Here is a 24,759-nt window from a genome sequence, read left to right on the forward strand (position 1 = left end):
TGTTGTCCGGTCAGAACTGCCGCGCCCGATGGGCCAGTTCGACACCGGGGCTGACCCGCATCAGCCGCATTTCTCCGAAGCTGCGGATCTCGCGTTTGCCAAGGTCTTCCAGGTGAAACTCATCCACCAGGAATTCCTTCATGGCATCCGGCGCAACGACGCACATGGGATTGGCGAATTCCTGCAGTCGTGCGGCAAGGTTCACTGCCGAGCCGAAGACGTCGTAGACGTACTTCTGGATTCCGACGACGGAACCGACTGCCGATCCCGTACCCAGTCCGACACGCGCCCGCCACTTGTGTTGATGGCTCTGGTTCCGACGCTCCAGGTAACGAATGAAGCGGACGGCGCAGTTGGCAACTGCGCGCATGTGATCCGGTGAGGGCTCGGGCATGCCTGAAACGGCAAGATAGGCATCGCCGATGGTCTTGATGCGCTCACAGCCGAATTGCTCGGCGATACGGTCGAATGCGGTAAAGATGTCGTTCAGCTCTCCAAGCGTCACCGTCGGGTCGTGCTCTGCGGAGAATTTCGTGAAGTCCACGAAGTCGAGCATGACCACGGAAACGCTCTCGTAAAGCTGCGGCGTGACGACGCCGAAGGTCTTGAACTCCTCGTAGACCGAACGCGGCATCAGGTTGAGCAGCAGGCGCTCGACACGTTCCTTCTCGCGCTCCAGTTCCCGCGTATTCCGCTCTACCATGGAGGAGTAACTGTCGATCATCGACTCCAGTTCGCGGATCCGCGTGATGTTCTGGCACTCAACGACGAGGAAGTCCTGCTCTTCAGCTGGCGAAACGGTCAAGGCGATGACCAGGGTTCGGCGCTTCAGCTTGACGGAGACTTCTCCGGAAAAGCGTCCCTGCTCCTTGATTGCTTCGCGAAGCTGTTCGATCTCGATATCCGGCAGCAGATCGGCAAGCGTGGTGACGGCTTCCGGCTTGCCGAACCAATCGGAAAACGGAGCGTTCTGGAACAGGAACTGAAGGTCCTTGCTGTTGACGACGGCAATGCCGACCCCGATCGCACGCAAGAGCTGCTGGTTGATGGCGGTGATGCTCATGTCGCACCGGTCGAAAGGATGGCGGAACGTCGCGCTTCGACTGCCGACATCACGGACTTGATGTCTGCAGGGTCGAACTTGTGTTCCACCAGCGTCTCGCGCAGGAGACGTGCAACTTCGTCAAAGTCCTCGTTTTTCAGGTCAAGGGTGGCATGGGTTCGTCTCAGCCGCTCTTCCGAGTAGCTGACCGGCCCGCCCAACAGGTAGGAGATAAACTTGGTCTGATGATCGATCAGGCGCGTCATGTCGACGTCATCGAAAAAGTCACCGATCTCCTCGGAATCGAGAACCTTGTCGTAAAAGGTCATTACGATGCGGCTCACCGACCCGAAGCCGCCGTACTTTTCAAACAATGTCGCAGGCATGCCGCAGAACTCGATTTTCAGAATGAGATCAAGAATAAGAGAGTAGTCGACTATTCTGGTAATGCAAAGATTTTGTGTCGATTATTCCTTTGCGTCATCCTCCGGCTTCCTCTGGGAAGAATGATGTATTTCTGTCGCCTTTCACCTGTCTGGGCGTAAATTCATGCCTTGAATGTTTGCGAAAGCCCGTTGCAGACAGCATCCGGTCGGTTGCCCGACCGGATGTGCCGGTGTTCTTCGCGGGCTCCTGTTTCTTATGAGCCGCCTATTTGGACAGGTCCTGAGCAAGCATGAGCGCGTTGCCATCCGGATCGTAGAAGGTTGCGGTGCTGACCATGCCTTCGATGGTCTCCGTCGCTCCGTCGAATTTGACACCTACCTCTTCCAGCGCACTGCGGGCACCTGCGATATCGGCCACGCCAAAGACGGGAACCGTGTTTCCGGGAGTGGGTTCGGATTGTTCGCCCAAGCCAAGGGTCACGCCTTCGGTCCGGGTTGCCAGCTCGCTCCAGCCCGCTTCGTCCATATGATAGAGCAACTCGAATCCGAGTTTTTCCGCGTACCAGTCGGCACTTGCATGCCTGTCGCGAACGGAGAGGGCGAGTGTGATCGTGTTATCCAGAGAAACGACAGGCATGAGACTTTCCTATGTATCAAAAGTATAGTAGCTATAAAATATGAATATGCAGCTTCTTGTCAACCTCACATCCAAAGCCTGGTCGCTGAAAATTCTGGCTCAGTTGCATGCAGGTGTTTCCGGTCGGCAAGCCCCGCTGATCGCGGCGACAGGTGCGAGCCGCAGTTCTTTTACAGCAAGCCTTGAACATCTGTTCCAGCTTGGACTGCTGGAGCGAAACCCCGGCCACGGCCATCCCCTGCGGCCCGAGTTTCGGCTGACGGACAAAGGCAAGGCTGTTGCTGCCATGGCGAGCCGGATCGAGGAGATCGTTCCGAACGAGGATGCCTTTTCGGTACTGCGACGCAGCTGGACGGTGCCTATCCTGGCCGTAACCGGGGCGCCAAGCCGGTTTTCGGCGATCAAGTCGGACCTCGGGCCGGTTACGGACCGGGCCCTGTCGAAGTCCCTTGGTGTTCTGGAAGACCAGGAGTGGCTGAGGCGGGACATCGACCTGTCACAGCGCACACCTTTCCCGATCTATCACGCCGTGAATGCGGGTTTGAAAATCAATCAGGCGATCGCTGCGGGCGCCCGTTGACCCGGATGTGAACCAAAGTTCTACCCTATGGTTGTATTTTCTGGCCTCGAAATGAAGTTTTCCCGGCCGCAGTCCACCGCACAAGTCTTTGTCCAGGATGAATAATTTCGAAATCAATGAATCTGGGCGTGTAATGACGCATCATGACTCTTCTGGTTCATTGCAGTTTCCGGGTGTAGCGCTACGCTTGAATGGTCGAGGCGAATCTTGCGAGGCAAGCATGTCCCGGTCAGACGAAGAGAAATGCGGTCGCCTGATGCGCACCGCTTGCAGGAATGTCATCGGATTCTGGCAGCTTTTGCAGGAACCGGATGTTCACAGGCTCGATCATGTCAAACGCCTGCAGTATCGGGCCTACATGATCGGTTCCGCCCTCCATCTGGCAGACCTTGTGGTCAGGCACGAACACGCCCTGATCCATCTCCGCCGGGCGGTCGGGGAGCCCGAACTGGGCGAAGAAGCAAAACAGTTCCGCACCATGGTTCACGCGTTCGACGGTGATCATCAGGACGCACTGGATGCCAGGGCGCTGATTTTCAGTCAGGCCGTTCAGAGCGCATTTGCGGATTAGAGACGGGCACGGTTGAGATCAAAGGCCGAGTGCGGCGACCATCCTGTCGACCGCATCCTCCACCGTGCCGGTGTTTTCAATGCGGATCAGATTGGCGACGTTTTCCGGTTCAAGGTCGGCACGGCGCAGCCGTTCCTCTATTTCCTGTCTGCTTTCGCGGCCACGTGCGGCGAGGCGTTCGGCGAGGACTTCGACCGGCGCGGTGATCAGCAGAACGCTGGCGTTTCGGTACTTGTCCTCTGCGTGCTTCAACACCTTGCGCGAGCCATTGGCAATCACGGTTGCGCCTGCTTCGATTGCCTGGTCGTAGCTTTGCGGGATGACGTAGCCGAGCCCATGGGCCTCCCAGCACAGGGCAACCTTTCCGGCCGCTCTCAGCTGATCGAATTCGGCGCGCGAAAGCGTGTCGTGGTCCTCAGCCTCGACATCGGCCTGCCGGGTGATCGCTCGCCGGGCGAAACTGACGTCCGTCCGGCCCGCCAGACGGGCCTTGAGTGCGGCCATCAATGTGTCCTTGCCGGCTCCGCTCGGACCGACCACGAGCACCATGCGGCCGGGGCCGAGTTTTTCCGTCATGTCGGACGCAGCCTCAGGCAACCCGTTTGCCCTCGCGCCAGACGCCGCGCACGATCGGGATGTCACCAACCATTTTCACCTGGATGAGATCAGCCCTGAGGCCGGGTTCCAGGGTGCCGCGGTCTTGCAGGCCAATGGCCTTCGCAGGCGTCGTCGTGACCATGGCAACCGCCTGTGGCAGGGCAATCGCCTCGACCTCCGCAGCCAGCTGGAACGCGGCCTGCAGCAGCGAAATCGGCACATAATCCGAGGAGAGCACATCCAGAACGCCCGCCTCGGCAAGCGCCTTCGCCGAGATATTGCCGGAATGGGATCCGCCGCGCACGATGTTCGGCGCGCCCATCAGAACAGCCATACCGGCCTCGTGCGAAGCCTTGGCGGCTTCCAGCGTGGTTGGAAACTCGGCGATTTTCGTCTGCAGTGAAATCGCCTCGTCCACATGGGCGGTGGTGGCGTCGTCGTGGCTGGCGATGGCGATGCCACGGGCCTGGGCGATGGCCGACAGGTGCTTGCGGTTTTCAGGGGCGAGGCTGCTGGCACGCGCCTGGCGCTTGCGGATGAAATCGTCCATCTGGGCGTCGGTGAAGCCCTTCTTGCCCTGATAGTAGATCTTGTAGGCATCCATCGACACGAACTGGCGTTGACCGGGGGTGTGGTCCATCAGCGAAATCAGGCGGATGCTGTCGTCGTCCTCGAACACCTTGAAGGCGCTGAGCACGTCGGGCGCGGATACTTCACAGCGAAGGTGGATGAAATGGTCGGCGCGCAGGCGGTTTTCCCGCTGGCCGGTTTCAATGGCATCCGCAAGCGCGCGCATATCCGAATAACCAAGGTCCGCGTCTTCATCCATGCCGACGCGCAGCGCATCGAACACGGTGGTGATGCCGGAACACGCGATCTGGGCGTCGTGGGCCTGCACGGCGGAAACCGGGCTCCAGCGCACCTTGGGACGCGGCGCATAGTGGGTTTCCAGGTGGTCGGTATGCAGCTCGACCAGGCCAGGCAGCAGGAAGTCGCCTTCGCAATCGTGCCCATCGACCTCGGTCGGTGACCCGATGCCGGAAATCAGACCGGCATCATCGACCGTCAGGGAACCGTCGAACACTTCGCCTGCGAGAACCAGACTGGCATTCTTGAAGACTTTGGGATGCTTGCTCATGCAGATTCCTCTTGGGAAAGACGCTCGGCCTGGCTGAGGGCGTCGGCGGGAGCGACGCTGCCGGTCAGCTGAAAGACGGTATGGACCTGGAAAGGCGCGCCGCGTTCGGCTTCGGTGTAGAGCGCAACGTGGCGGCACAGCCGCTTCTTGCCGATGACATCCGCAAAGTGGTCCTGGGCGGCATTTGCCATCCGCTCCATGTCGGTGTCGTCTTCCAGCTTGTTGGAAAGGGTCAGGTGGAAGCGGAATTCATCGAAGATATAGGGATAGCCCCACCTGACGAGATAGGTGTCATGCCTTTCCGACAGTCCGCTCTTGCGGCGGCGCTCAAGATCCGCCTCGGACAGTGGTGCGCGGAACGGTTCGAAGCGACGCACGCACAGGCCGGCGAAGGCGCGCAGGGCCGGCTCTTCTGCCTCAGGGGTCAGTGCCAGAAAACGGCCGAGCCTGTTCACGCCGAGCGCTTCTATCTCGTAAGGGGCGATTTCCGCCGCAAAAGCTGCGCAGGCGTCCAGCAGAGTTGCCTCGGTCTGATCGGCTGCAAGGGAAAACGGGGCTTTCAAGGTCCCGTGAAATCCATAGCGCCGGGGGTCGGTCGTCAACTCCCGGAAGCGTGCCGATGTCATGCCGGCCAGCTCCGGTTGCGGAAGAGCCGCGCCGGAAAAGGGATCGCGCCCGAGCCAGGAATTTCCGAGCTGCATCAGGCGGTCGTCGGCATCGGCGGCGAAATAGAGGGCGTAGCGCATGAAGAAAATCGCGATTTTGAAATGTGGTTTGGCCGGGATGTGGCAGGGCCACATCCTTCAACTTTCTGAGGGAGTGACCTAAAGGCGGGCGGTGACTTTTCTGTGACAGTTTCCGCCCGTCTGCAAGCCTTTCCTCATCTCGTGGCTCAGGCGGCTGCCTCCGCGCTGAAACCGGTCACGTCGATGATGCGGTCGGCGATCTGTTCCCGGACGTCCTGGTCGTGAAGAATGCCCACCATGGCAACGCCCTGGGTTTTCTTTTCTTCCACCAGACGCACGACCACGGCCCGGTTGGCGGCATCGAGAGAGGCGGTTGGCTCGTCCAGCAGCAGGATCGGATAATGGGCAATGAACCCCCTGGCGATGTTCACGCGCTGCTGCTCGCCGCCGGAGAACGTGGCGGGCGGCAGGGTCCAGAGGCGCTCGGGCACATTCAGCCGCGACAGCAGGGAGCGGGCCTTGTCGACGCCTTCTTCCTCGCTGGTGCCCTGGGCGATAAGCGGCTCGGCGACGACGTCTTCGGCCGAAACACGCGGGATGGTGCGCAGGAACTGGCTGACATAGCCGATCGTGTCTTCACGCAGTCGCAGAACCTTGCGCGGCTCAGCCCCGGCAATGTTGACGATTTCATCGCCAACCGTCACCAGGATCTGACCCTCGTCACAGCGGTAGTTGCCGTAGATCATCTTGAGGATCGAACTCTTGCCGGCACCGGAGGGGCCGCCAAGGACGACACATTCGCCGGAATTCACCGAGAATTCGACCTTCTCGACCACAGGAATGACGGTTCCGCCCTGCAGGTGCATGGTGAAGGACTTGCCGACGTTGTTGAGATAGAGGCGTACGGGCATTTCGGTCCTCATACCTGGAGAATGGAAGAAACAAGCAGCTGGGTATAGGGCTCGCGCGGATCGTCGAGCACCTGGTCCGTCAGTCCGCTTTCGATGACGTTGCCGTGGCGCATCACCATGATCCGGTGCGACAGCAGCCGGGCAACCGCAAGGTCGTGGGTGACGATGACCACGGAAAGTCCGAGATCGGCCACCAGACGGCGCAAGAGGTCGAGAAGACGCGCCTGCACGGAAACGTCCAGACCGCCAGTCGGCTCGTCCATGAAGACCAGTCGCGGCCTTGTGACGAGGTTGCGGGCGATCTGCAGGCGCTGGCGCATGCCGCCGGAGAACGAGCGCGGATCATCATCGATGCGGTCGCTGTCGATTTCCACCCGTCCCAGCCAGTCGTCGGCGGTGGAGCGGATGTTGCCATAGTGGCGCTCGCCAACCGCCATCAGCCTTTCGCCGACGTTGGCACCAGCGGAAACGTTCATGCGCAGGCCGTCCGCAGCATTCTGGTGCACGAACCCCCAGTCGGTGCGCATCAGCAGGCGGCGCTCGGCCTCGGTCAGCTGATAGAGGTTGCGCATGGTGCCGTCGCGCATGCGGTATTCGATGGCTCCCGCCGTCGGGGCGAGACGTGTCGACAGGCAGTTGAGCAACGTGGTCTTGCCGGAGCCGCTTTCGCCGACGATGGCGAGCACCTCACCGGGCCAGAGATCGAAGGATACATCGGCGCAGCCGATGCGGTCGCCATAGTAGCGGGTGACGTTGTGAACCTGCAGCAGCGGGTCCGCGGACGGAAAGGCGTTCATCGGGCGGTCTCCTCTGCCTGGGTGGCGCCGAACTGGTGCGCCGCCGGATCGGCAGCCATCGGGCCGAGATGGCCGTCCGCGCGCCGTTCCTCGCAATAGTCGCTGTCGGAGCAGACGAACATGCGCCCGCCCTTGTCATCCAGGATCACCTCGTCGAGATAGACATTCTCCGCGCCGCACAGGCCGCAGGGCTTGTCGAACTTCTGCACCTCGAAAGGATAGTCCTCGAAGTCGAGGCTCTTCACCTTGGTGTAGGGCGGAATGGCGTAGATGCGTTTCTCACGCCCGGCACCGTAAAGCTGCAGGGCTGCCATCTGGTCGATCTTCGGGTTGTCGAACTTCGGCGTTGGCGAAGGATCCATCACGTAGCGGTCGTTGACCTTTACCGGATAGGCGTAGGTGGTGGCGATATGGCCGTTCTTGGCGATGTCCTCGTAAAGCTTCACATGCATGAGGCCGTAATCCTCGAGCGCATGCATCTTCCGGGTCTCGGTTTCGCGTGGCTCCAGGAAGCGCAGGGGCTCGGGAATCGGCACCTGGAAGACGATGATCTGGTCTTCGCGCAGGGCCTTTTCCGGAATCCGGTGGCGGGTCTGGATGACGCTTGCCTCCGATGTCTCGTAGGTGGTGCGCACGCCGGCGGTCTTTTCAAAGAAACCGCGCAGGGAAACCGCGTTGGTGGTGTCGTCGGAGCCCTGGTCGATCATCTTCAGGCAATCGTCCTTGCCCAGAATTGCCGCCGTGACCTGCACCCCGCCGGTGCCCCAGCCATAAGGCATCGGCATTTCACGCGAGGCGAAAGGCACCTGGTAACCCGGTATCGCGATGCCCTTCAGGATTGCCCGGCGGATCATGCGCTTGGTCTGCTCATCCAGATAGGCGAAGTTGTATTCGCCCTGTTCGAAAATCTGAGCCGTGTCGTTCATTGCGCAGCACTCCGTTCCCTGAGTATCCGGCGATAGTGGTCGAGGCGCATGTCCAGCGTTCCGGTGTGCAGCTCGAACAGGTGATTGTCGTTGTCGTAGAAGTAGATGGACCTGCCTTCACCTTCGACGCGGGCGCGTGGTGGTTTGACTTCCAGGCCAAGGCGCTCGACGGCTGCCAGCTTCGTGTCGAAGTCTTCCTCTTCGATCTTGAAGGCCACGTGATTGTAGGTGCGCTCATTCAGGGCATCGCCCTGCATGATCGCGATCCAGACGTCACCGACCAGAAAGAACTTTTCCTGGGAGAGGGAAAAGGTGGCTTCTTCACTGGAGTAGACTTCCCGGGCCCCGAGTACCGTCGTCAGCAGGTTCGTCATCCTGTCCAGATCACTGACGATGAACGTCATATGACTAAGTCCGCTGCTCATTCCGCCGCCTCCTGGGCGGTGCTGCCCTCTTCTTCTTCCTGGTGGCGTTTTTCGAACCATTCGCCGCGCATCCGGCGCACCAGATCGAGTTCGGCCTGGAAATCGACGTAATGCGGCAGCTTCAGGTGTTCGACGAAACCGGTCGCCTGGATGTTGTCTGAATGGGACAGGACGAATTCGACATCCTGAGCCGGAGCAGACTGTTCCTCGCCCAGTTCCTGCCAGCGCATGGAACGGTCGACCATGGCCATGGACATGGCCTTTCTCTCCACCTGCCCGAAGACGAGGCCGTAACCCCGGGTGAAGGTCGGGGCGGTCTTGGCCGAACCCTTGAACTGGTTGACCATCTGGCACTCGGTTACCTTGATGGCGCCGAGCGTCACGGCAAAGCCGAGTTCCTCGGCGAAGAATTCCACCTCGACCTCGCCGTAGCGGATTTCGCCGGCGAAGGGGTGTGTGCGGCCGTAGCCGCGCTGGGTGGAATAGGCCAATGCCAGCAGGAAGCCTTCGTCGCCACGGGCAAGGTTCTGCAGGCGCAGGTCCCTGTCGGCCGGGAAGGACAGGGGCTCGCGGGTCAGGTCGCCGACAGGCGCGTCCTCGTCGGTTACCGGGTCCGGCTCCATCAGGCCTTCGTCGCCAAGCAGGTCGGTGACGCGCGGCATGCTGCCTTCTTCAGCGGTTGCTGTTTCGACCGGCTTTTCGAGACCGTCCTCTTCGGCGGCCAACGCGAAATCCAGAAGGCGGTGGCTGTAGTCGAAGGTCGGGCCCAGAACCTGGCCACCCGGCAGGTCCTTGTAGGTGGCTGAAACGCGCCGTTCCACCAGCATCTTCGCGGTGTCAATCGGCTGGCTGTAGCCGAACCGTGGCAGGGTCGTGCGGTAGGCACGCATCAGAAACGCAGCTTCGATGAGGTCTCCGCGCGCCTGCTTGATGGCAAGCGCGGCCAGCATCTCGTCGTAGAGCGAACCTTCGCCCATGACACGGGCAACGGCATGGGACAGCTGTTGGGCGATCTGCTCCAGCGTCAGCGAGGGAACGGAGGTGTCGCCCCGGCGGCGCTTGGCCATGAGCTTGTGGGCGTTGCGGATGGCCTTTTCACCACCCTTTACGGCTACATACATGGATCAGACCTCCGCTTTGAGGATGCAGGTGGAACGGGGCAGGGCAGACAGCGCATCCTCACCGGCAAAAACCAGATCGATACCCCGTGGAAACTGGCGGTTGTTGGCAATCACCTGGTCCCAGAACACCGGCGGCAACGGACCGGTGCCGAATGCCACGGTGTCCTTGATGCCCGGACCGCTAAGAGAGACGGCCGGATGGGACCCGAAGTCCTGTCCGGTCAGGATCACCGTTGTCGACCGGTCCGGATATTCGGCGGACCCCTGGTTGAAACTTGCCAGCGGGATCATGCTCACCGGTGCGCTGACCAGCGCAAAGGCCGCTTCCACCGGTTCGGTGACAATCGGGCAGCCGGTGTGGAAGCGCAGAAAGGTCTTTACGGCGTCCGAGGTCATCAAAGGCTTGTCGAGCCAGATCGGCGTGTCGTAGTCGAACAGGGTCAGGGCGATGGCGGCGGCCACCTGCGTCAGCGGTGCGGGCGGCTTCAGATTGCCGGCGGAAATCGCCTGCCGCGTACCCGGCCGGGCCATGGCATTCATGATCGCGCGAAAGCAGCCCTGCGCATCGTGAACCGGGTCCTGAAATCCTGCGGCCAGCGGTGCGGCGGCGGTCTGTTGTGCTGCGTTCATCAGTTGTCTCCCCGCACCATGGTGAAGAAGTTGACCTTGGTGGCCTCGGTTTCCTCGCGAACGGTTTCCTGCGTTCCTGCCTGGGCTTCGGCCAGCGGCGCGATGATGTCCGTCTCGATGCGCTCCTGCATTGCAGGGTGTTGCCACAGGGCGTCGATCACGGCGGACTGCAGCGCTTTCTGCTTGTTGCGGCCAAGGCTGTAGGCATTGCCGGTTTCACCGGTTTCCAGGCGAACCACGCAGCGGGTGACGGTGACTTCGCCCAGGTTGAATGGACTGCCGGTGCCGCCCATGCGGCCGCGCACCATCACCAGGCCTGTTTCTGGCTGGCGCACCAGCTCGTAGCTTTGCGGCGGAAGTGCGCTGAATTTTTCCGCGACGGCCTCGGCGGAGGCTGCGGCCAGTGTCGCGATCACCTTCTGGCGGGCGCTCACGGCTACGCCGGGTTGGGTGTCTAGGGAGGCGGAAGAGGTAATGTCTGTCATGAAGCGCGCCTTTTGGGTTGGGCGGTTCTTCGGAAAGCGTTTGAAAACGCCCTTGTCCTAGACTCGATTTGTCTATTTGTCTAGACAAATAATCCGGTTGACTCTTTGGTACCGAAATTTGATGACGGGCTCATGACGACGAACAGCACTCTCGACCGCAGCGCCGGAATTGCGGTGTGGCGCCAGATCATGGAAACGCTGAAGGCGGAAATCGTGAGCGGGGCCTTTGAAAAAGGCAGCCGCCTGCCTCCGGAATCCGAGCTTGCAAGCCGGTTCGGCGTCAACCGCCACACAGTGCGCCGGGCGATCGCCGCGCTGACGTCGGATGGCATTCTGCGGGCCGACCAGGGCCGTGGCACCTTTGTTGCCTCAGCCCCGCTCAGCTATCCCATCGGCCCACGCACGCGCTTTTCGGAAATCGTTTCAGGCCAACTTCGGGCACCGTCCGGACGGTTGATCGGCTCGGCTGTCGAGGAAGCCGACGCCCTTCTGGCGCATCAGCTTGGCGTGCCGCTCGGAACGCTGCTCATTCGCGTGGAAACCCTGCGCGTTGCCGACGGTGTGCCGATGATCGCGGCCACAAGCTGGTTCGAGCAGTCCCGCGTGCCCAATTTCGTCGCCGATTATGCCGACACCGGATCAATCACCGCGGCTTTGCAACGCGCCGGCATTTCCGATTACCGCCGCAAGGAAACGCGCATCACGGCCGAGCTGGTGGAAAACCGCGATGCCCAGCAGCTTGGTCTGGCGCTGGGCCAGCCGGTGATGGTGATGGAAAGCGTCAACCTGGACATGACCGGCAAGCCCCTGCAATACACCCGTGCCCGCGTGGCGGCCGACCGCATGCAGCTGGTGGTCAGCGGCGAGGTTTAGACGCTCGCATTGACGCGAGGCTGGTTCGCCTTTTTCGCTCGGTGAGCCATGCCCGAAGGATCAACCAATCCGCCGCCAGGCTCCGGGTGACATGCCCGCCATCTTCTTGAACGCGCGGGAAAACGCCGCTTCCGACCGGTAGCCCACGTTCCAGGCGATTTCCGCAATTGATGATCTGCTGTCCCGCAATTGGCGCGCCGCGAGCTGCAGGCGCCACGACGTCACGTATTGCATCGGTCCCTGACCCATTTTTCCGGCAAAGCGTTCGGTCAGAACCGTGCGGGACGTGTTGATCTGCCGGGCAAGGCGTTCCAGCGTCCAGTCCGATGCCGGGTCGGCGTGTATGGCGGTGATCGCGGCACCGGCGACCGGGTCGGTGAGGGCGCCGAGCCAGCCTTCGCTCGCCGGAGCCTTCGACAGCACATGGCGGCGAAGCGTTTCGATGAAGATCAGTTCGCACAGATGCAGGCGTACACTCCGGCTGCCGGGCTGGTCTGACTGTATTTCTGTCCGGGCTATGTCGATCAGCCTTTGCAGACTGTCATAAGTCCTTTCGGATGGCGAGACAAGAAGCCGGCGTTCGAGCCTTGCAAGCAGAGGGTTGAAGGGTCTGGCGTCGCAGGCGAGGAACCCGCACAGGAACAACGCCCGCGGGTCTCCGCCACCGCCTTCCGGAACGATGCTCGGCAAGCGTCCGGCGGCAAGGTTTTCGAAAAAGTCGACAACCTCGTCCGCACTGAACTCGGGAGGCGTTCCAGCTGCGCTTTCCATCCGGTACCCATCGCCCTGCGGGAAGACGAGAACGTCACCCCGGTTGAACCGGATGGGCGCCTCGCCCGGTATGGAGGCCAGGCCTGAGCCTTCCAGGACGATATGATAGGACAGCACGTGCTGCCCGGGATCTGCAAGGATCGCGCGGTAGGCATCCGTGTGGGGAATATCGACGCACCAGGGGTCGCTGGCATCCACCAGGAACATCAGCGCACCGGTCAGGCGCACGAGGTTCAGAACGTCAGCGAGTGGATCCTGTGCCGGTCCAGATCCGGCAAGGGCTGCCGTTTCCCGCGCGGATGCGGGGGCAGAACTTGCGGACGGTGGAGCATGGAGCCGGGACATGTCCGAGTTTAGCATTTCCAGCCGCAGGTAAGAAATCAACGGAAGGACACTTCGCCATGGCTGCATTCGTGTTTTTCGATGTCAGGGAAATCCACGATCCGGAACGGCTTGGTGCCTATCGCGCCAAGGTCTTTGAAACCGTGGAGCACTTTGGCGGGCGCTACCGTGTTCTCGGCGACATGGATAGCGTTCTGGAAGGTGACTGGACGCCCAATATCCCGGTGCTGATCGAATTTCCCGACAGCCAGGCTGCCCGAGCCTGGTATGGGTCCGATCTTTATGCCCCGCTCAAGAAAGACAGGATTGCCGCGGCCCGTTGTGACGGCGTTCTGTTGGGCGGGTTCGAGCATGGTCCGGGCACTTGAGGAAACAAGCGCCCGTGACGGGTGCGTGGCCGACGCTTGATCAGGATTCCGGCAAATTGGCCGGGTCGAAGTCGCACATCTCGGCGGCCTTGGCGAGGCTCTCGCTGAAGCCGGCCGGCGAGAAGCGGCCGTAGAGCCATGTTTCACCCAGGCTTTCGCGCTCGACGGAAATGTCGATCGTCGTCTGCGCATCTGCCACTGCGGCAGCCATGTCCTTCACGAAGCCGGACGTCATCGAGATCTGGTAAGGGTCCTGCATGCCGACGGGAAACATCTCTCCTCCCAGCCAGGAATCTTCCCCGTCGATGGTGATTTCAACCAGGTCGGTCTCGGCCCAGGGGTCTTCTTCGTTTTCGGTGTAGGGCGCATATTCGTATGTGAAATCCGCGTTGTAGCCTTTGACGTCGAAGCTGAACTGCAACGAGCCGGAGGTGTCGCGCGCCGGGGCGTTGTTATAGACAAGGCAGGTGCTGCCGATCCTGGCGGCTTCCCAATCGCCGCTGCTGAACGGCGCGGCAGCCGCACCTGTTGCCGGCAGCAAGGCCAGCACCGAGACAAATGCTCTGAAATTCATTCCAAAATACCTCAAATGCATATTGATATGCGGACACCGGCCCCTCGCGCGGCGGCGACCTCTGCGCACGCTCGAACCTTCGCCATTTCCGGCGGCGCGGCGCATGCGCATTGCTGACTAGAAGCGAATTTGCTTAAGGACAGGTTCCGTAAACCGCACGTCCGGCTTCAGATCAGCCAACGATTGCTGCCAGATGGCATGCTCCATTGGCACATCGAGGAAACGGCAACTCCAATAGTGAACAGAATTAGTCCCAAAACCTTGGTAGGAATGTAGTTCTCCGCCTAGCGGGCCAAGGCGAAACGTATCATTCGATCTGCAATTTCGCGGTGGTGCGACCTGGGTAATTCATGGCCGACCCCTTCGAGGATCGCAAGCTCGGCCCCTGGTATGCCTTCAGCCAGGGCTCTGCCATTTTCGACCGGCAGGATAGGGTCCTCCGATCCATGCAGGACGAAAACCGGGCAGGAGATCTCGCGGAAACGGCCAGCCCAGTTTTCCCGCGTTGTCCGGGAAGAATGGTTGAACATGCTGGCGGGGCTCTCGGTTCGATCAAGGACCTTCTCCACCCTTGCGAGTGCCGCTTCTGCATCGAAGGTGTTTGCAGTCCCGCAGCACAGCCTGTCTATTTCGACGAGGAAACCGGAAACGCTTCGCCTGTCTTGCCAGTCCAGTTCTCCGAAACCCGCAAAGTGTCGAAGAAAATCATCGGAGATTGTCGGAAGTGGAGCACCGTCCCAGCCCAAAGGTTCACTTCCGATCAGCGTGACGGAGTGAATGCGCTCCGGATGAGACAGGGCGAGCATCTGGGTGATATATCCGCCGAGGGACATGCCTGCCAGGTGTGCCGCTGGCAGTCCGTATGACTCCATTACGGCCAGGACATCCGTCGCCATGTCCTCAATCGCGTATGTCGCCTCACCAGGCGGCACTGTTGTTGAGCATCCGGTATCACGATGGTCGAAGCGAATGACAAAAAAACCCTGTTCGGCCAAGATGTTGCACAATTCATCCGGCCACCCGAGCATGGACGCCGTCGCCCCCATTATGAGGAGGAGTGGCGTACCTTCAGGAACTCCGAAGGTCTGGGTTGCAATGCGAACGTCTCCACTGTCGACAAACATCAGGTCTCCGCTCTCTCTGGCAAGAGAGCTTCTTGCAAAGACTACAGCTGACACGACCAACGCCATGGCATCTCGCCGATTCATTGCGCTCTCCATTTATAACCTACGCGCAGGTTATAAATGGAGGTGAGCTTTTGTCAATCGATAGGCAGCCACTTGAACGCAGTTTCGAGACGTTCGAGGACAAAGGCTGGCAATGGAACTCTTCCGTCACTTGCAACCCATTGCATGGTGGCGCCAGCGATTATGGCATGCAGATGAGCTGCAATCTCTTCCGCATCCTGATGGCCGGCGAAACGAGCCGCTATCGCGGCCTGGACAAGTTGATACCGTTCGTTTGCACAAGCCCGGAGAATGGGATCGCGCGCTTCCAGAGCCGCGATCGCAACCCGTGCGGAGAACCCCTCTCCGCTGCCCATGCTCTCGACAATCTCGACCAGAAACTGCCAGAGATTGTCTTTTCCCCGGTTGACAGGAAGTTCGGCAAGCCAGGCCCTGGTCGTGTCGACCTCATGTCTTGCCATCCTGTGGAGGATGGCGTCGCGATCACCAAATCTCTGGATGAGAGTTGCCCGGGAGAGCGCTACCCGGCTGGCAACGTCACTTAATGTGAAGCCTGCTCCTTTTTCCGCCAGGACTTCCAGAGCGGCATTGAGAACATCAATATCCGAAACTTTCTTTGGCCGCGGCATTCTTGATCCGTCTTGTGGCTGAGCTGAAAGCCTTGTGTCGCACGTCATCAGAAATCCGCGCAAGGAAACAATGGCTACGCTGAACGAAGCAAGACATGTTGCGAGGGGATAACCGGGAGGCTGAAAGTCTTAGTGGCAACCCAAAAAGCCGCTGCGTTAACCCGAATGCTTACTATAACTACGCGCGCTGCTCGAAGACGAAGGGAGCGAGAGGAGCTAGCGAGCGTTTCCGAGAGGGAGTGAGCCTCAGCTCAAATGGATCGTTCCCGAAAACTTGCCACTCAAGTTTGGAACCGAGTTTCAGAAGACCCCAGGCGTGGGCAGGCTCTCCGCCCGTGGTGAAGCATTCGGTCAGGCTTTGCTGTGTGAGGTGTGGAATGCCGTCAATTGTTGTGACCGTGTTCCGGTGCACGTGTCCTGCTATACAGGCGAGTGGCACCCGCGCCTGGGCAATAGCTGCGCGGATGCGCTGTGATTGCGGATAGGTCGAATATTCGGCATTTCGCTCAAAATAGTAATTGCCGATCTGGCTGTGTCCTGAAAACGGGATGTGACTGGCGATCAGTGTCGGCTTGTCCGCCTGCTGGGTCATCTGAGATAACCAGCGAAGGTCGGCTTCAGGCAGAACAAACCCTGCGTTCGTCTCATGATATGTGAATTTTGTATCGGCGCGCCACACTGCAAGTTGCCAGCCGCCGAGGTCAATTACGGTGTTATCCAGCCCTGTGCGCAGGATATCCGCGTTTTCACCAACACTCAGGTTGTCACGATCATGGTTGCCGCACAAATGCTGGACCGGGGCGTCCAGTTCCGCGAAGATTTCTGCAACCTCTCTCTGGAGACGCATATCTGTTTGTTTGTCAACGTCGGTAATGCGATCTCCCAGATCAAGAACAATGTCTGGCTTTTCGGTGTTTGCCCACACCACGAATTCCGCGAGAGAATGGAGAGCAGATTTTCCATGCGTTGCGTGATGATGAATATCTGTAACAACTGCAATTCTGATCATGTGATCTGATCCTGGTTCGGAAGCGCGATGGTTCTGTCACCGCGGGACGTTGGGGTCGATATGACCAGAAACGTCACTCCGGAACGTTCGTCGTTTCTTGCCTGATGGGATACAAGGGGCGGGATCTCGATGCCCTGCCGGGCTGGGACCTTGTACAAATGGCCTTCTATCTCCATCGTCAACCAACCATCGAGAACATAGAAGAATTGCCTCGCGCGGGAGTGATAGTGACGCTGTTCGGCTGTGCCTGCGGGCATGAACTCCTCGATAATCAGGAGTGGGTCGCTGTTCGCCAGAACCCAGCCGTCACAGTTGTCGCCCCAATTGTAGTGTGCCGCCGTTGCGGTGCTCACGAGCGTGTACATGCCTTGTGACCTGTGTTGAGGTTTGATTTTGTTGTGCGTTCTGCACGAGCGGCAACACCGGTGCCTGCGTCGGAAATTGTCGATGCCGGCCAGCCCGATCTGGGAGGGTTAGTCGAACATGCCTTTCGGTGTTTCTCCCGCAAGGAAGGGGGCAATGAACGCATTAAGTAATTCCGGTTGCCGAATGATCGCGGTGTGGGAGGTTGCCGGCAATATCGCAAGGCGCGACGCGGGCAAGGGATTTCCCAGATCACCCATGGAACCGCCGCCCAGAAGACGGAACATTGCCACCGAGTGCTCAAGGGTCGAGACGTCGGCGTCGCCGGAAATCAGGAGCACAGGAGCCTGCAAGGTCCTGACGTCCTCTTCCCAGGATACCGGCTCATGCTCCAGACCGATCATGCGTGTTACGAAATCGTCGAACCCGTCCGGATCGGGTGCCAACCGCTTCCAGTCTTGCTCGATCGGTGTTCCGGTGAACATATCCGGCGTCATGGAGGGTACCATGGCGCGATATTCCGGCTGCATGCCCTCAATGTCGTAGGCAAGGGATGCGGCGACCAGTTGATCGACCTTCCCAGGGTGGCGCACCGCAAGCTGAAACCCGACTGCGGCGCCCATGGAGTAGCCGAAAACGTCTGCTTCTGGCAGGTTCAGGGCATCCATGAATAGGGCAACATCTTCTGCCAAGGCAGGGTAAGTTATGGACCTGTCTATATCTTCCGTCCGGCCGTGCCCTTGGAGTTCGACCGCGTAAACGCGTCTGGTCTCCGCCAGCATTGGGATGATGTCACCCATAGACTGAATGTTCATGTATGCCCCATGGAGGACAACAATCGGTTCGCCTTCACCGCTTATCTCGTAATACATCCGCATGCCGTTCACCTCGGCATAGCCGTTTTGTGTTGTAGAGTCGGCAAGCGCGATGCTGGGTGACGCCAGCATCGACAAGATCCAAGCCGCACTCGTCATATGTCTTTTCATGGAAAGGTTATCCTCAGCCTTGCCTGTTGCGCCTGACTGTCAAAGACTGCGCGCGAAAGCTTCGAGTTGGTCGAGGCAGGTTCCCCATCCAGAGTGGAAACCCATTTCCTCGTGCCGTTTTCTGTCTTCCGGATTTTTGTGCATCACCAATGCCCGGTAATAGGTTCCGCCTTCGGTAGGGCGCATGGTGATGTCCACGCTCATGAACGTTTCGCCGTTGGGCCTGAAACCTGGCCCCATGGCATCAGTCCAGACCAGTCGCTGCTCGGGTTTTGCAAGTAGAACGCAGCCGGGAGGTTCTGCCATTTCGTTCCCTTCCGGCGACGCCATAACGACAGTGAAAATCCCGCCGGGATGCGGTTCGATAGCGGCCCGCGCCACTGTCCACGGTTTGGGGGCAAACCATTGAGCAAGCAGCTCCGGTTCTGTCCAGGCGCGCCAAAGCTGTGCGGGAGATGCGGAAACCCTCCGTTCGAGCACCAAATCAAGTTCGGGGTCGTGTGTCATTCCTTGTCCTCTGCCTCATTCATGTTGGCCAGAAATGCGTCGAGCCGATCGAGCCGCGCCTCCCAGTGGCGTCGCTGTTGTTCCAGCCAGCCTTCTGCAGCACGGACCGTTTCCGGGCGAAGGCGGCAAGTTCGGATTCGGCCGGACTTATTCGTTTCGATCCAACCGCTCTTCTCCAACACATTGATGTGTTTGAGAAAACTCGGCAGCGCCATTTCATGGGATGCCGCAAGTTCCGAAACCGGGGCTGGTCCATTGACCAATTGTGCGATTACCGCACGCCGGGTCGTGTCGGACAAACAGTGGAAGATCGAATCTAAGTTAGCCATATGGCTAAGTAATGATGCTGCGTCCGTCATGTCAAGAAAGTTTTCCAGTTGGCTAACTTTTAGTCGGTACTAGCCCTCTGGCTGGCGCAATCATCGACCGGAGGGGAGATCCGCTTCGTAGGGTTCTGCGTGGCAAATTGATCCATCAATCGCTTTGAAGGCGCCTGCCTGCCGTTTCAAGGCGATGTGTCGGAACGCCTGTTGACCTGCAAATCCAGGCGGCCCAAGCTTGCGGTTGCCAACATTTTTTCCGGGCGAGGTACCGTTGTGACAGCCCCACACCGCCTTGCGTGCGACACGATCGTTTTTGCGTCCACGCAGAGAACGGGCAGCACGGCGCTGGCAACGACGCTGAGTGCGTCGAAGGTGACCCGGCAAAGCTACGAGTGGTTCGGGCAGGGGCATTTCGACAAGAAGATCCGGCACTTCCTGCCGGAGTTTCACGATCTGCCCGCAACGGCAGAAGAGCTGAAGCGCTATGTGCGGGCGATCCGGGATTTTGACGCCGGTTCGGGTCTGCCGGTCTCGCTGATGCTGCACAATTATCAGTTCGACCTGCTGCGGGAACTCGGCGTGACGATGCTGGAGGAGCTCTTTGGCGACTGCCTCTACGTCTACAATCACCGGGGCGACATCTACTATCAGGCCGTTTCGCTTCACATTGCCATCCAGACCCAGCAATGGGTTTCCGCGCAGGAGCGCATCGCCGAGCCCAGCTACGATTTTGAAAGCATCGACTGGCTTGTGAACTGGATTTCGCAGGACTGCGAAAGCTGGCTGGCCTATTTCAGACAGAACGGCATCGTGCCGTTCCATGCCGCCTATGAGCGCTTCGCCCAGGATCCCCGTGCGGCAACACAGCTCCTGCTGGACTGGCTGGGCATGCCCGACCAGGCTATCGAAACGACTTCACTGCAACGCCAGGCGAGCGGCCTGAACACGGATTTCTATCATCGATATCTTGCCGAATGCGGCACCCGCAGAGCTTTGCAGGAACCTTGAGCGAACTTGCGTGGGCGTTGGTCCGGCAGTCGATTTGCTCCTCGCACCGCCCATTTGCAGGTTGGCTGGCGATGCTTCGCTGCTCGGTGATTGTCCTGTTGCTGAGCCTCAATACAAGCCAGTGAACGTCAGAAATGAGGGCTCATGTCGGAACATTGCCGCGCGGTCGAGTGGGGAGATTTCCGGGCACGGACATCAATTGCTCTCACTGTCCTGCGCGCCGGGTTTTTTAGCGCACCGGGCACGCAGGAAGGGAAAGGGGGAGCGAGGCTTATGCTGCGGCCACGCCCTCCAGGAATGTGTCGACTGCCGCCCGCAATTCCTGAGTTCGGGCGATGGCGTCGGTTGATCCTTTTTCGACCTCTTCGGCGGAACGGCTGGTGCCTGTCGCCGCCTCGGTCACGCCGGCAATATTCTCGGCAACTTCGCGGGTTCCGGTTGCGGCCTGCTGAACATTGGACGAAATCTCCGCAGTTGCCGCGCCTTGCTGCTCAACCGCAGATGCGATGCCCGAGGTGTACTCGTTGATTTCATGCATGGTGTTGGCGATCATCTGGATGGCTTCAACCGCTTCTGCCGTGGCAGACTGAATGGCGGTGATCTGACCACTGATTTCTTCGGTCGCCTTGCCGGTCTGGCTTGCCAGTTCCTTCACTTCGGAAGCAACAACGGCGAACCCTTTGCCCGCGTCACCCGCTCTTGCCGCCTCGATGGTCGCGTTGAGTGCAAGGAGGTTGGTCTGTTCGGCAATTGCCGAAATCAGGTCGACCACTTCACCGATCCGCTGAGCGCCTTCCGAAAGGCTCTGCACCTTTTCATTGGTGGAAGCTGCTGTCCGTGTCGCGTTGTCGACAACTGTCTTTGTGTCGGTGACCTGCCGGCTGATTTCACTGATTGACGAAGACAATTCTTCGGCCGCCGAAGCCACCGTCTGGACATTGGTGGATGCTTCCTCGGAGGCTCCCGCCGCACTTGTCGATCTCATCGATGTGTCTTGAGCCAGTGACGCCAGGCTTGCGGCGGCAGATTGCATCTGGTCCATGTTGCTGCCAACCGACGCAAGCAGTTCACCTGATCGCGTGCGGAAGGTGTCGATCAGGGTCTCCACCTTCTTCTGGCGCAGCTCACGTGCCGCCTGTTCTGTCCTGGCTTCCTCCTGAAGTCGTGCCTGCTGCATGACGCCGTCTCTGAAGCCTGCAATTGATTTGGCAACCGCGCCGATCTCGTCACCACGTGCGGCATCAACAAACGCCACACCCGTATTGCCGGCCGCAAGTTCACGCGCGTCTTCAACAAGGCGGGCGACAGGCACCGTGATGCCATAGGTGATAATGAACGCCAGGCCGCAGGCAATCAGGAAAGCCGCCACGGCAACGATGGCGACGATGTCCTTGGTGTAGTTGGCGATATTAATGCCATCCTGGGCGACGGCCGCCTGGGCAATGACGGTGCTTTCCTTGACTTCCGCAGCCAGCTGGCTGATTTCCTGGCCCAGTCTGATCGACTCTGCCTTGATGCTGTTTCGTTCCAGAATGATGTCCCGGACACGCGTTGCCGCCGTTTCATAGCTGCCGATCATCGGGCCGGTTTGTTCAAGGACCTTCTTCCGTTCGGCGTCCTTGATGCTGGTCTCAAGCGCGGTCAGCTTGTCCCGGAGGGCACTTGTCTGCTCGAGCATGAAATCGATATCTGCGGGATTGTTGGATATCAGGAACTTGGTGACATAAAGCCGGGCCAGCAGGAAATGCTCCTGCGCCTGGGCCGCGAGGTTGGCTGTGCCGTATTCGCCGTCTGCCGTGGCAGACTGGTTGATTATCGTCAGGTTCTTGCGCGCTTCCGGGCCTATCTGGTCCAGCTTGTTGGTAACAAGATCGTCGCGTTCCTTGTAAAGCGCTGACACCTTTTCGACGTCGTGCTTGTAGGTCGCCATATCCTCTTTCATCACCGCAAGGCGCTTGACCCGTTCGGGATTGAAAATCTCCGTCTCGGCGAGGGTCAGCCCTTCGTCCATCTGACGTTCGTACTCATGGACGACCTTCAGATCTTCAGCAGAGCGGCTGTTGAAGTAGACATCCGTGTAATACAGCAGCTTGGCCATGTCGGCGTTCAACTCGGAAGCGAGCAACGCGTCCCCGCTCATGTCCTCGACGTCTTCCATTTCATTGGCAACAGTGCCGAAGCTAACAAAGGAAACCACACCAATTGCCGCAAGGAGAAGAGCGACCAGTCCAAAACCACCAGCGATCTTGTACTTTATTTTGATGTTGCCAAAGAGTTTGTCCATTCTGAGTTCCAAAAATAGTAGCGATCAGACTTGGGAGTATCGTTCCTAATATTGAATAACGTTTTAAAGGACTCTTTGAAAAAACTATGGATGGTTACGTATATATCGAGGGTAGATAAGTAATAATCTCAATGATTACACGTGCAGGGCGTATTGCTCAATTCTTACCCTGCGTTTCAAGGAGGCGCTCATTGGCGCGCCTTGTCCCCACAGGCAACTGGCCGGAACGTGCAAGCCCTCAGGCGCCTGCGCTGTGTTTCGGGCGGATGCTCCAGGAGATCCCGAGCACACTCATCAGCAGGAAGACCGGTAGGATCGCCAGCGGGCTTGCCGCCGCGACGAGGGCCGTGCCGGCCGCGCAGGCAATGGACGCGGCGGCCTCCGCAAGCGTGGAGGCCTTGGAAGCGACCTGACGGCGCCGGAAGGTTGTGCGCTTTGCCTGCGCCCGGAACCAGAGTTGAACAAGCACTGCGCTTGCTGCCGCGGTCATCGCGCCGGCGGCGGTGATGACAGCGCCCCATAGCGATATGAGCGCCAGACCCAGGGAGATCGGCAGCACGATTGCTGCGATAATCGTCAGCACCGACAGCACTTTCGCCCACAGGCGTGTGAACGCAGAGATGGGGGCTGTTGCAATCAGGTCGGGTGCGTCCTCACCGGAGATGGTCAGCCAGGCGAGGCCGCCGGCAAGCTGCCCGACCGCCATGACGACAACCGGCGCGACGATCACGGAAATCTCGGTTTTCTCGCCAAAGCTGACCCAGAGCATGACCGCCGGCGGGATGAGATAGAGAACCTGCATCAGCGTCTGGGATATCAGCCAGGGATCGCGGGCGATGAGCTTGAGTTCCTTCAGGACGAGCGCGCCGAGTGGCGAATAACTGCGAAAGGTCCGCTCGGAAGCGCGGCCGCGCGGGGTCTTTTCCGTAACGCCAAGTGCGAGCACGACAATGCTGCGAAACTGGACCGCGCCGCGCCAGGCTCCGACCGCAAAAAACACGACGGAAAGCGCCAGGAACAGGAACACGGCATTGGTCTGTCCGGCTACCGTGTGGGCGAGGAACCACCACGGCGAGCCTTCGCCCGGCGCATGGCTTGCCAGGAAGGCGGGATCGAACAGCGTGAACCGCGACATCGACCCGAAGGACAGGATCGCCACCACCTGCATCCCGATGAGGAAGGCCGCGCCAACGACCGCTGCCAGAATTTGCGCGTAAAAGCGCGTGCGCTGCGCGCCAACCGTTCGGAACAGCGCGAGCGTGATCAAAACGCCTGCCCCGGTCGCGTTCAGCGATACCGCCAGAAGAACCACATATCCCGCCAGCCAGTGCTCCCCGCCAAGCACCACCGCAACGTTGAGAAACGGTGAGATGACCAGCGCCGACATGGCCCAGCTCGTCAAGGCCATCATGACGATGCGCACGAGAAACAGGTCACGCGAGGGGGCCGGGGAAGACAGGATCAGGTCCAGGTCATCCCGGGCGTAGAACGCACGTGTTACCGACTCCATCGCCTGTGACAGCATCATGGTGAAGCTGAGCAGCACCGTGATCGAAAGCGCTGCCTGTGCTGTCTGGTCGAGTACAAACCCTGTGGCAAAGCGGGGGGAAAGCACCGCGTAGGCGATCAGGTGCATGACCGCGTAGAAGAGGCTCATGCCGATCAGGGCGCGTCGCAGGCTCGTGCTGCGCCAGCCTGAAAACATCCAGGCCCAGTCGCGCCATGCCAGCCGCAATTCATGGCGGGAGAAGCGCAACAGGGCGGAAGAAGCCACCGTCGCTCTCATGCCACCTTCTCATCAAGGAGTTCGGCCGTATTCGCATGTGCGCCGGCATCGCCGCCCACGATTTCCAGGAAAATATCCTCCAGGGAATGGCCGCCGGCGCTTGCCCGTTGGCGCAGCTCTTCCAGAGTTCCTTCGGCAACAAGCTGTCCACGGGCGATGATGCCGATCCGGTCGGCCATGCGCTCCGCCACCTCCAGGATATGGGTCGTCATGATGATCGACACGCCCTGCGCAACAAGCCCGGTCAGCACCTTCTTCACCTGGCGGGCAGAGCCTGCATCAAGGCCGGTGAGCGGTTCGTCGAGGATGATCAGGCGCGGTTCGTGGATCAGGGCACCTGCAAGCGCCACCTTCTGGCGCATGCCTTTCGAGAACCCGCCGCAGCGCTCATTGGCATGGGGGGCAAGTCCGAAGGCTTCCAGAAGGCTGTCGGCCTTGAACCTTGCAAGGTCCGGCTGCATGCTCCAGAGGCCTGCCACGAACTCGAGATATTCAAGCGGCGTCAGCTTGTCGTAGACCATGGGTTCGTCCGGAACCCAGGCCAGAACCTGCTTGGCGGCAATCGGATCCGCAAACGCATCGATGCCGCAGACCCTGACCGCCCCCGCATCGGCCTGAAGCAGGCCGGCGACCATGCGCAGCGTGGTGGTTTTGCCGGCACCATTGGGGCCCAGCAAGGCGTAGAATTCGCCTTTGCGCACCTTCAACGAGAGATCGTTGACCGCGGGTTCGCTGAAACGCTTGTGAAGATTGAGAATTTCGAGAGCGGCGTTACTGGAAGACGGCATCACTTTCTCGTCTCTGGAAGGTTTTCTCC

30 protein-coding genes are annotated in these 24,759 nt (G+C 59.8%); 5 read left to right on the forward strand and 25 right to left on the reverse strand.

Going from position 1 to position 24,759, the window contains the following annotated elements:
* Positions 1 to 10: 10 nt before the first annotated feature.
* The 3 genes from FIV05_RS07410 to FIV05_RS07420 all read right to left on the reverse strand — a co-directional run bounded on the left by FIV05_RS07410 (position 11) and on the right by FIV05_RS07420 (position 2,065).
* Entirely contained in the window at positions 11 to 1,063 is a 1,053-nt protein-coding gene (locus FIV05_RS07410; protein WP_152509103.1) for an adenylate/guanylate cyclase domain-containing protein, read from the reverse strand.
* Positions 1,060 to 1,428 carry a group 1 truncated hemoglobin gene (locus tag FIV05_RS07415; protein ID WP_152509104.1) on the reverse strand — a complete coding sequence of 123 codons (369 nt, stop codon included), beginning with the start codon at positions 1,426 to 1,428 and terminating at the stop codon, positions 1,060 to 1,062. The genes FIV05_RS07410 and FIV05_RS07415 overlap by 4 nt, the downstream gene beginning before the upstream one ends.
* 265 nt (positions 1,429 to 1,693) lie before the next feature.
* Positions 1,694 to 2,065, reverse strand: a complete 372-nt coding sequence (locus FIV05_RS07420) for a VOC family protein (RefSeq protein WP_152509105.1) — start codon at positions 2,063 to 2,065, stop codon at positions 1,694 to 1,696.
* A 46-nt stretch (positions 2,066 to 2,111) separates the two neighbouring features.
* Here FIV05_RS07420 and FIV05_RS07425 point away from each other — a divergent pair, with 46 nt between their 5' ends.
* Both FIV05_RS07425 and FIV05_RS07430 read left to right on the forward strand, forming a co-directional pair.
* Positions 2,112 to 2,645 (forward strand): winged helix-turn-helix transcriptional regulator, encoded by a 534-nt coding sequence (locus tag FIV05_RS07425; protein ID WP_209009891.1) that lies wholly within the window; start codon positions 2,112 to 2,114, stop codon positions 2,643 to 2,645.
* A 220-nt stretch (positions 2,646 to 2,865) separates the two neighbouring features.
* Positions 2,866 to 3,216, forward strand: coding sequence for a hypothetical protein (locus tag FIV05_RS07430; protein WP_023002643.1), 351 nt, complete (start codon positions 2,866 to 2,868; stop codon positions 3,214 to 3,216).
* 18 nt (positions 3,217 to 3,234) lie between these two features.
* On the opposite strand, the gene phnN is transcribed toward FIV05_RS07430, so the two are convergent.
* The 10 genes from phnN to phnG form a co-directional block, all read right to left on the reverse strand.
* On the reverse strand, positions 3,235 to 3,792 hold the full coding sequence (gene phnN / locus FIV05_RS07435; protein WP_152509107.1) for a phosphonate metabolism protein/1,5-bisphosphokinase (PRPP-forming) PhnN: 558 nt from the start codon (positions 3,790 to 3,792) through the stop codon (positions 3,235 to 3,237).
* A 13-nt stretch (positions 3,793 to 3,805) separates the two neighbouring features.
* Positions 3,806 to 4,951 carry an alpha-D-ribose 1-methylphosphonate 5-triphosphate diphosphatase gene (locus FIV05_RS07440; protein ID WP_152509108.1) on the reverse strand — a complete coding sequence of 382 codons (1,146 nt, stop codon included), beginning with the start codon at positions 4,949 to 4,951 and terminating at the stop codon, positions 3,806 to 3,808.
* Positions 4,948 to 5,697, reverse strand: a complete 750-nt coding sequence (locus tag FIV05_RS07445) for a DUF1045 domain-containing protein (RefSeq protein ID WP_152509109.1) — start codon at positions 5,695 to 5,697, stop codon at positions 4,948 to 4,950. Before FIV05_RS07445 ends, FIV05_RS07440 begins: the two co-directional genes overlap by 4 nt.
* 146 nt (positions 5,698 to 5,843) lie before the next feature.
* Positions 5,844 to 6,548, reverse strand: coding sequence for a phosphonate C-P lyase system protein PhnL (phnL, locus tag FIV05_RS07450; RefSeq protein ID WP_055660504.1), 705 nt, complete (start codon positions 6,546 to 6,548; stop codon positions 5,844 to 5,846).
* An 8-nt stretch (positions 6,549 to 6,556) separates the two neighbouring features.
* Complete coding sequence (phnK, locus tag FIV05_RS07455; RefSeq protein ID WP_055660045.1) at positions 6,557 to 7,345, reverse strand: phosphonate C-P lyase system protein PhnK; 789 nt, start codon at positions 7,343 to 7,345, stop codon at positions 6,557 to 6,559.
* The gene (locus FIV05_RS07460) at positions 7,342 to 8,271 is read right to left on the reverse strand and encodes an alpha-D-ribose 1-methylphosphonate 5-phosphate C-P-lyase PhnJ (RefSeq protein ID WP_055660043.1); all 930 of its coding nucleotides are present in this window, start codon (positions 8,269 to 8,271) and stop codon (positions 7,342 to 7,344) included. Before FIV05_RS07460 ends, phnK begins: the two co-directional genes overlap by 4 nt.
* Positions 8,268 to 8,696, reverse strand: a complete 429-nt coding sequence (gene fosX / locus FIV05_RS07465; RefSeq protein WP_152509110.1) for a FosX/FosE/FosI family fosfomycin resistance hydrolase — start codon at positions 8,694 to 8,696, stop codon at positions 8,268 to 8,270. The genes FIV05_RS07460 and fosX overlap by 4 nt, the downstream gene beginning before the upstream one ends.
* On the reverse strand, positions 8,693 to 9,817 hold the full coding sequence (locus tag FIV05_RS07470; protein ID WP_152509111.1) for a carbon-phosphorus lyase complex subunit PhnI: 1,125 nt from the start codon (positions 9,815 to 9,817) through the stop codon (positions 8,693 to 8,695). Before FIV05_RS07470 ends, fosX begins: the two co-directional genes overlap by 4 nt.
* Before the next feature lie 3 nt (positions 9,818 to 9,820).
* Entirely contained in the window at positions 9,821 to 10,447 is a 627-nt protein-coding gene (phnH, locus tag FIV05_RS07475) for a phosphonate C-P lyase system protein PhnH (protein ID WP_152509112.1), read from the reverse strand.
* Positions 10,447 to 10,932 carry a phosphonate C-P lyase system protein PhnG gene (gene phnG, locus FIV05_RS07480; protein WP_152509113.1) on the reverse strand — a complete coding sequence of 162 codons (486 nt, stop codon included), beginning with the start codon at positions 10,930 to 10,932 and terminating at the stop codon, positions 10,447 to 10,449. The genes phnH and phnG overlap by 1 nt, the downstream gene beginning before the upstream one ends.
* Before the next feature lie 132 nt (positions 10,933 to 11,064).
* Between phnG and phnF the strand changes: the two genes are divergently transcribed.
* The gene (gene phnF / locus FIV05_RS07485; protein ID WP_023002654.1) at positions 11,065 to 11,805 is read left to right on the forward strand and encodes a phosphonate metabolism transcriptional regulator PhnF; all 741 of its coding nucleotides are present in this window, start codon (positions 11,065 to 11,067) and stop codon (positions 11,803 to 11,805) included.
* A 60-nt stretch (positions 11,806 to 11,865) separates the two neighbouring features.
* Here phnF and FIV05_RS07490 read toward each other — a convergent pair whose 3' ends face one another.
* Positions 11,866 to 12,921, reverse strand: coding sequence for an AraC family transcriptional regulator (locus FIV05_RS07490; protein WP_173013799.1), 1,056 nt, complete (start codon positions 12,919 to 12,921; stop codon positions 11,866 to 11,868).
* 56 nt (positions 12,922 to 12,977) lie between these two features.
* Between FIV05_RS07490 and FIV05_RS07495 the strand changes: the two genes are divergently transcribed.
* Complete coding sequence (locus tag FIV05_RS07495; protein WP_152509115.1) at positions 12,978 to 13,286, forward strand: DUF1330 domain-containing protein; 309 nt, start codon at positions 12,978 to 12,980, stop codon at positions 13,284 to 13,286.
* A gap of 40 nt (positions 13,287 to 13,326) precedes the next feature.
* On the opposite strand, the gene FIV05_RS07500 is transcribed toward FIV05_RS07495, so the two are convergent.
* From FIV05_RS07500 to FIV05_RS07535, 8 genes are all read right to left on the reverse strand, one after another.
* Positions 13,327 to 13,860: a hypothetical protein gene (locus FIV05_RS07500; RefSeq protein ID WP_023002657.1), complete on the reverse strand. Its 534-nt coding sequence runs from the start codon at positions 13,858 to 13,860 to the stop codon at positions 13,327 to 13,329.
* Positions 13,861 to 14,144: 284 nt separating this feature from the next.
* Positions 14,145 to 15,068 carry an alpha/beta hydrolase gene (locus FIV05_RS07505; protein ID WP_286202272.1) on the reverse strand — a complete coding sequence of 308 codons (924 nt, stop codon included), beginning with the start codon at positions 15,066 to 15,068 and terminating at the stop codon, positions 14,145 to 14,147.
* 53 nt (positions 15,069 to 15,121) lie between these two features.
* On the reverse strand, positions 15,122 to 15,676 hold the full coding sequence (locus FIV05_RS07510) for a helix-turn-helix domain-containing protein (protein ID WP_173013800.1): 555 nt from the start codon (positions 15,674 to 15,676) through the stop codon (positions 15,122 to 15,124).
* Positions 15,677 to 15,854: 178 nt separating this feature from the next.
* On the reverse strand, positions 15,855 to 16,685 hold the full coding sequence (locus tag FIV05_RS07515; RefSeq protein ID WP_152509117.1) for a metallophosphoesterase: 831 nt from the start codon (positions 16,683 to 16,685) through the stop codon (positions 15,855 to 15,857).
* Positions 16,682 to 17,050, reverse strand: coding sequence for a cupin domain-containing protein (locus FIV05_RS07520; RefSeq protein ID WP_152509118.1), 369 nt, complete (start codon positions 17,048 to 17,050; stop codon positions 16,682 to 16,684). The genes FIV05_RS07515 and FIV05_RS07520 overlap by 4 nt, the downstream gene beginning before the upstream one ends.
* A gap of 108 nt (positions 17,051 to 17,158) precedes the next feature.
* Positions 17,159 to 17,995, reverse strand: coding sequence for an alpha/beta hydrolase (locus FIV05_RS07525; protein ID WP_353622188.1), 837 nt, complete (start codon positions 17,993 to 17,995; stop codon positions 17,159 to 17,161).
* 78 nt (positions 17,996 to 18,073) lie between these two features.
* On the reverse strand, positions 18,074 to 18,541 hold the full coding sequence (locus FIV05_RS07530; RefSeq protein WP_152509120.1) for an SRPBCC family protein: 468 nt from the start codon (positions 18,539 to 18,541) through the stop codon (positions 18,074 to 18,076).
* Positions 18,538 to 18,900, reverse strand: a complete 363-nt coding sequence (locus FIV05_RS07535; RefSeq protein ID WP_208993430.1) for a metalloregulator ArsR/SmtB family transcription factor — start codon at positions 18,898 to 18,900, stop codon at positions 18,538 to 18,540. The genes FIV05_RS07530 and FIV05_RS07535 overlap by 4 nt, the downstream gene beginning before the upstream one ends.
* A gap of 237 nt (positions 18,901 to 19,137) precedes the next feature.
* Between FIV05_RS07535 and FIV05_RS07540 the strand changes: the two genes are divergently transcribed.
* The gene (locus FIV05_RS07540) at positions 19,138 to 19,872 is read left to right on the forward strand and encodes a Stf0 family sulfotransferase (protein WP_173013801.1); all 735 of its coding nucleotides are present in this window, start codon (positions 19,138 to 19,140) and stop codon (positions 19,870 to 19,872) included.
* A gap of 271 nt (positions 19,873 to 20,143) precedes the next feature.
* Here the strand turns inward: FIV05_RS07540 and FIV05_RS07545 are convergent, their stop codons facing one another.
* The 3 genes from FIV05_RS07545 to FIV05_RS07555 form a co-directional block, all read right to left on the reverse strand.
* Positions 20,144 to 22,156 (reverse strand): methyl-accepting chemotaxis protein, encoded by a 2,013-nt coding sequence (locus FIV05_RS07545; RefSeq protein ID WP_152509122.1) that lies wholly within the window; start codon positions 22,154 to 22,156, stop codon positions 20,144 to 20,146.
* 238 nt (positions 22,157 to 22,394) lie between these two features.
* Positions 22,395 to 23,942 (reverse strand): permease, encoded by a 1,548-nt coding sequence (locus FIV05_RS07550; RefSeq protein WP_152509123.1) that lies wholly within the window; start codon positions 23,940 to 23,942, stop codon positions 22,395 to 22,397.
* Positions 23,939 to 24,730 carry an ABC transporter ATP-binding protein gene (locus FIV05_RS07555; protein WP_152509124.1) on the reverse strand — a complete coding sequence of 264 codons (792 nt, stop codon included), beginning with the start codon at positions 24,728 to 24,730 and terminating at the stop codon, positions 23,939 to 23,941. Before FIV05_RS07555 ends, FIV05_RS07550 begins: the two co-directional genes overlap by 4 nt.
* Between the last annotated feature and the right edge of the window lie 29 nt (positions 24,731 to 24,759).

It is taken from the genome of Labrenzia sp. THAF191a, assembly GCF_009363335.1.
GTDB classification, from domain to species: domain Bacteria; phylum Pseudomonadota; class Alphaproteobacteria; order Rhizobiales; family Stappiaceae; genus Roseibium; species Roseibium algicola.

Excerpts from the sequence above, each read along its gene's own strand:
- FIV05_RS07410 (WP_152509103.1), bottom strand. The coding sequence starts at position 1,063 with ATGAGCATCACCGCCATCAACCAGCAGCTCTTGCGTGCGATCGGGGTC.
- FIV05_RS07415 (WP_152509104.1), bottom strand. The coding sequence starts at position 1,428 with ATGCCTGCGACATTGTTTGAAAAGTACGGCGGCTTCGGGTCGGTGAGC.
- FIV05_RS07420 (WP_152509105.1), bottom strand. The coding sequence starts at position 2,065 with ATGCCTGTCGTTTCTCTGGATAACACGATCACACTCGCCCTCTCCGTT.
- FIV05_RS07425 (WP_209009891.1), top strand. The coding sequence starts at position 2,112 with ATGCAGCTTCTTGTCAACCTCACATCCAAAGCCTGGTCGCTGAAAATT.
- FIV05_RS07430 (WP_023002643.1), top strand. The coding sequence starts at position 2,866 with ATGTCCCGGTCAGACGAAGAGAAATGCGGTCGCCTGATGCGCACCGCT.
- phnN (WP_152509107.1), bottom strand. The coding sequence starts at position 3,792 with ATGACGGAAAAACTCGGCCCCGGCCGCATGGTGCTCGTGGTCGGTCCG.
- FIV05_RS07440 (WP_152509108.1), bottom strand. The coding sequence starts at position 4,951 with ATGAGCAAGCATCCCAAAGTCTTCAAGAATGCCAGTCTGGTTCTCGCA.
- FIV05_RS07445 (WP_152509109.1), bottom strand. The coding sequence starts at position 5,697 with ATGCGCTACGCCCTCTATTTCGCCGCCGATGCCGACGACCGCCTGATG.
- phnL (WP_055660504.1), bottom strand. The coding sequence starts at position 6,548 with ATGCCCGTACGCCTCTATCTCAACAACGTCGGCAAGTCCTTCACCATG.
- phnK (WP_055660045.1), bottom strand. The coding sequence starts at position 7,345 with ATGAACGCCTTTCCGTCCGCGGACCCGCTGCTGCAGGTTCACAACGTC.
- FIV05_RS07460 (WP_055660043.1), bottom strand. The coding sequence starts at position 8,271 with ATGAACGACACGGCTCAGATTTTCGAACAGGGCGAATACAACTTCGCC.
- fosX (WP_152509110.1), bottom strand. The coding sequence starts at position 8,696 with ATGAGCAGCGGACTTAGTCATATGACGTTCATCGTCAGTGATCTGGAC.
- FIV05_RS07470 (WP_152509111.1), bottom strand. The coding sequence starts at position 9,817 with ATGTATGTAGCCGTAAAGGGTGGTGAAAAGGCCATCCGCAACGCCCAC.
- phnH (WP_152509112.1), bottom strand. The coding sequence starts at position 10,447 with ATGAACGCAGCACAACAGACCGCCGCCGCACCGCTGGCCGCAGGATTT.
- phnG (WP_152509113.1), bottom strand. The coding sequence starts at position 10,932 with ATGACAGACATTACCTCTTCCGCCTCCCTAGACACCCAACCCGGCGTA.
- phnF (WP_023002654.1), top strand. The coding sequence starts at position 11,065 with ATGACGACGAACAGCACTCTCGACCGCAGCGCCGGAATTGCGGTGTGG.
- FIV05_RS07490 (WP_173013799.1), bottom strand. The coding sequence starts at position 12,921 with ATGTCCCGGCTCCATGCTCCACCGTCCGCAAGTTCTGCCCCCGCATCC.
- FIV05_RS07495 (WP_152509115.1), top strand. The coding sequence starts at position 12,978 with ATGGCTGCATTCGTGTTTTTCGATGTCAGGGAAATCCACGATCCGGAA.
- FIV05_RS07500 (WP_023002657.1), bottom strand. The coding sequence starts at position 13,860 with ATGAATTTCAGAGCATTTGTCTCGGTGCTGGCCTTGCTGCCGGCAACA.
- FIV05_RS07505 (WP_286202272.1), bottom strand. The coding sequence starts at position 15,068 with ATGAATCGGCGAGATGCCATGGCGTTGGTCGTGTCAGCTGTAGTCTTT.
- FIV05_RS07510 (WP_173013800.1), bottom strand. The coding sequence starts at position 15,676 with ATGCCGCGGCCAAAGAAAGTTTCGGATATTGATGTTCTCAATGCCGCT.
- FIV05_RS07515 (WP_152509117.1), bottom strand. The coding sequence starts at position 16,685 with ATGATCAGAATTGCAGTTGTTACAGATATTCATCATCACGCAACGCAT.
- FIV05_RS07520 (WP_152509118.1), bottom strand. The coding sequence starts at position 17,050 with ATGTACACGCTCGTGAGCACCGCAACGGCGGCACACTACAATTGGGGC.
- FIV05_RS07525 (WP_353622188.1), bottom strand. The coding sequence starts at position 17,995 with ATGCTGGCGTCACCCAGCATCGCGCTTGCCGACTCTACAACACAAAAC.
- FIV05_RS07530 (WP_152509120.1), bottom strand. The coding sequence starts at position 18,541 with ATGACACACGACCCCGAACTTGATTTGGTGCTCGAACGGAGGGTTTCC.
- FIV05_RS07535 (WP_208993430.1), bottom strand. The coding sequence starts at position 18,900 with ATGACGGACGCAGCATCATTACTTAGCCATATGGCTAACTTAGATTCG.
- FIV05_RS07545 (WP_152509122.1), bottom strand. The coding sequence starts at position 22,156 with ATGGACAAACTCTTTGGCAACATCAAAATAAAGTACAAGATCGCTGGT.
- FIV05_RS07550 (WP_152509123.1), bottom strand. The coding sequence starts at position 23,942 with ATGAGAGCGACGGTGGCTTCTTCCGCCCTGTTGCGCTTCTCCCGCCAT.
- FIV05_RS07555 (WP_152509124.1), bottom strand. The coding sequence starts at position 24,730 with ATGCCGTCTTCCAGTAACGCCGCTCTCGAAATTCTCAATCTTCACAAG.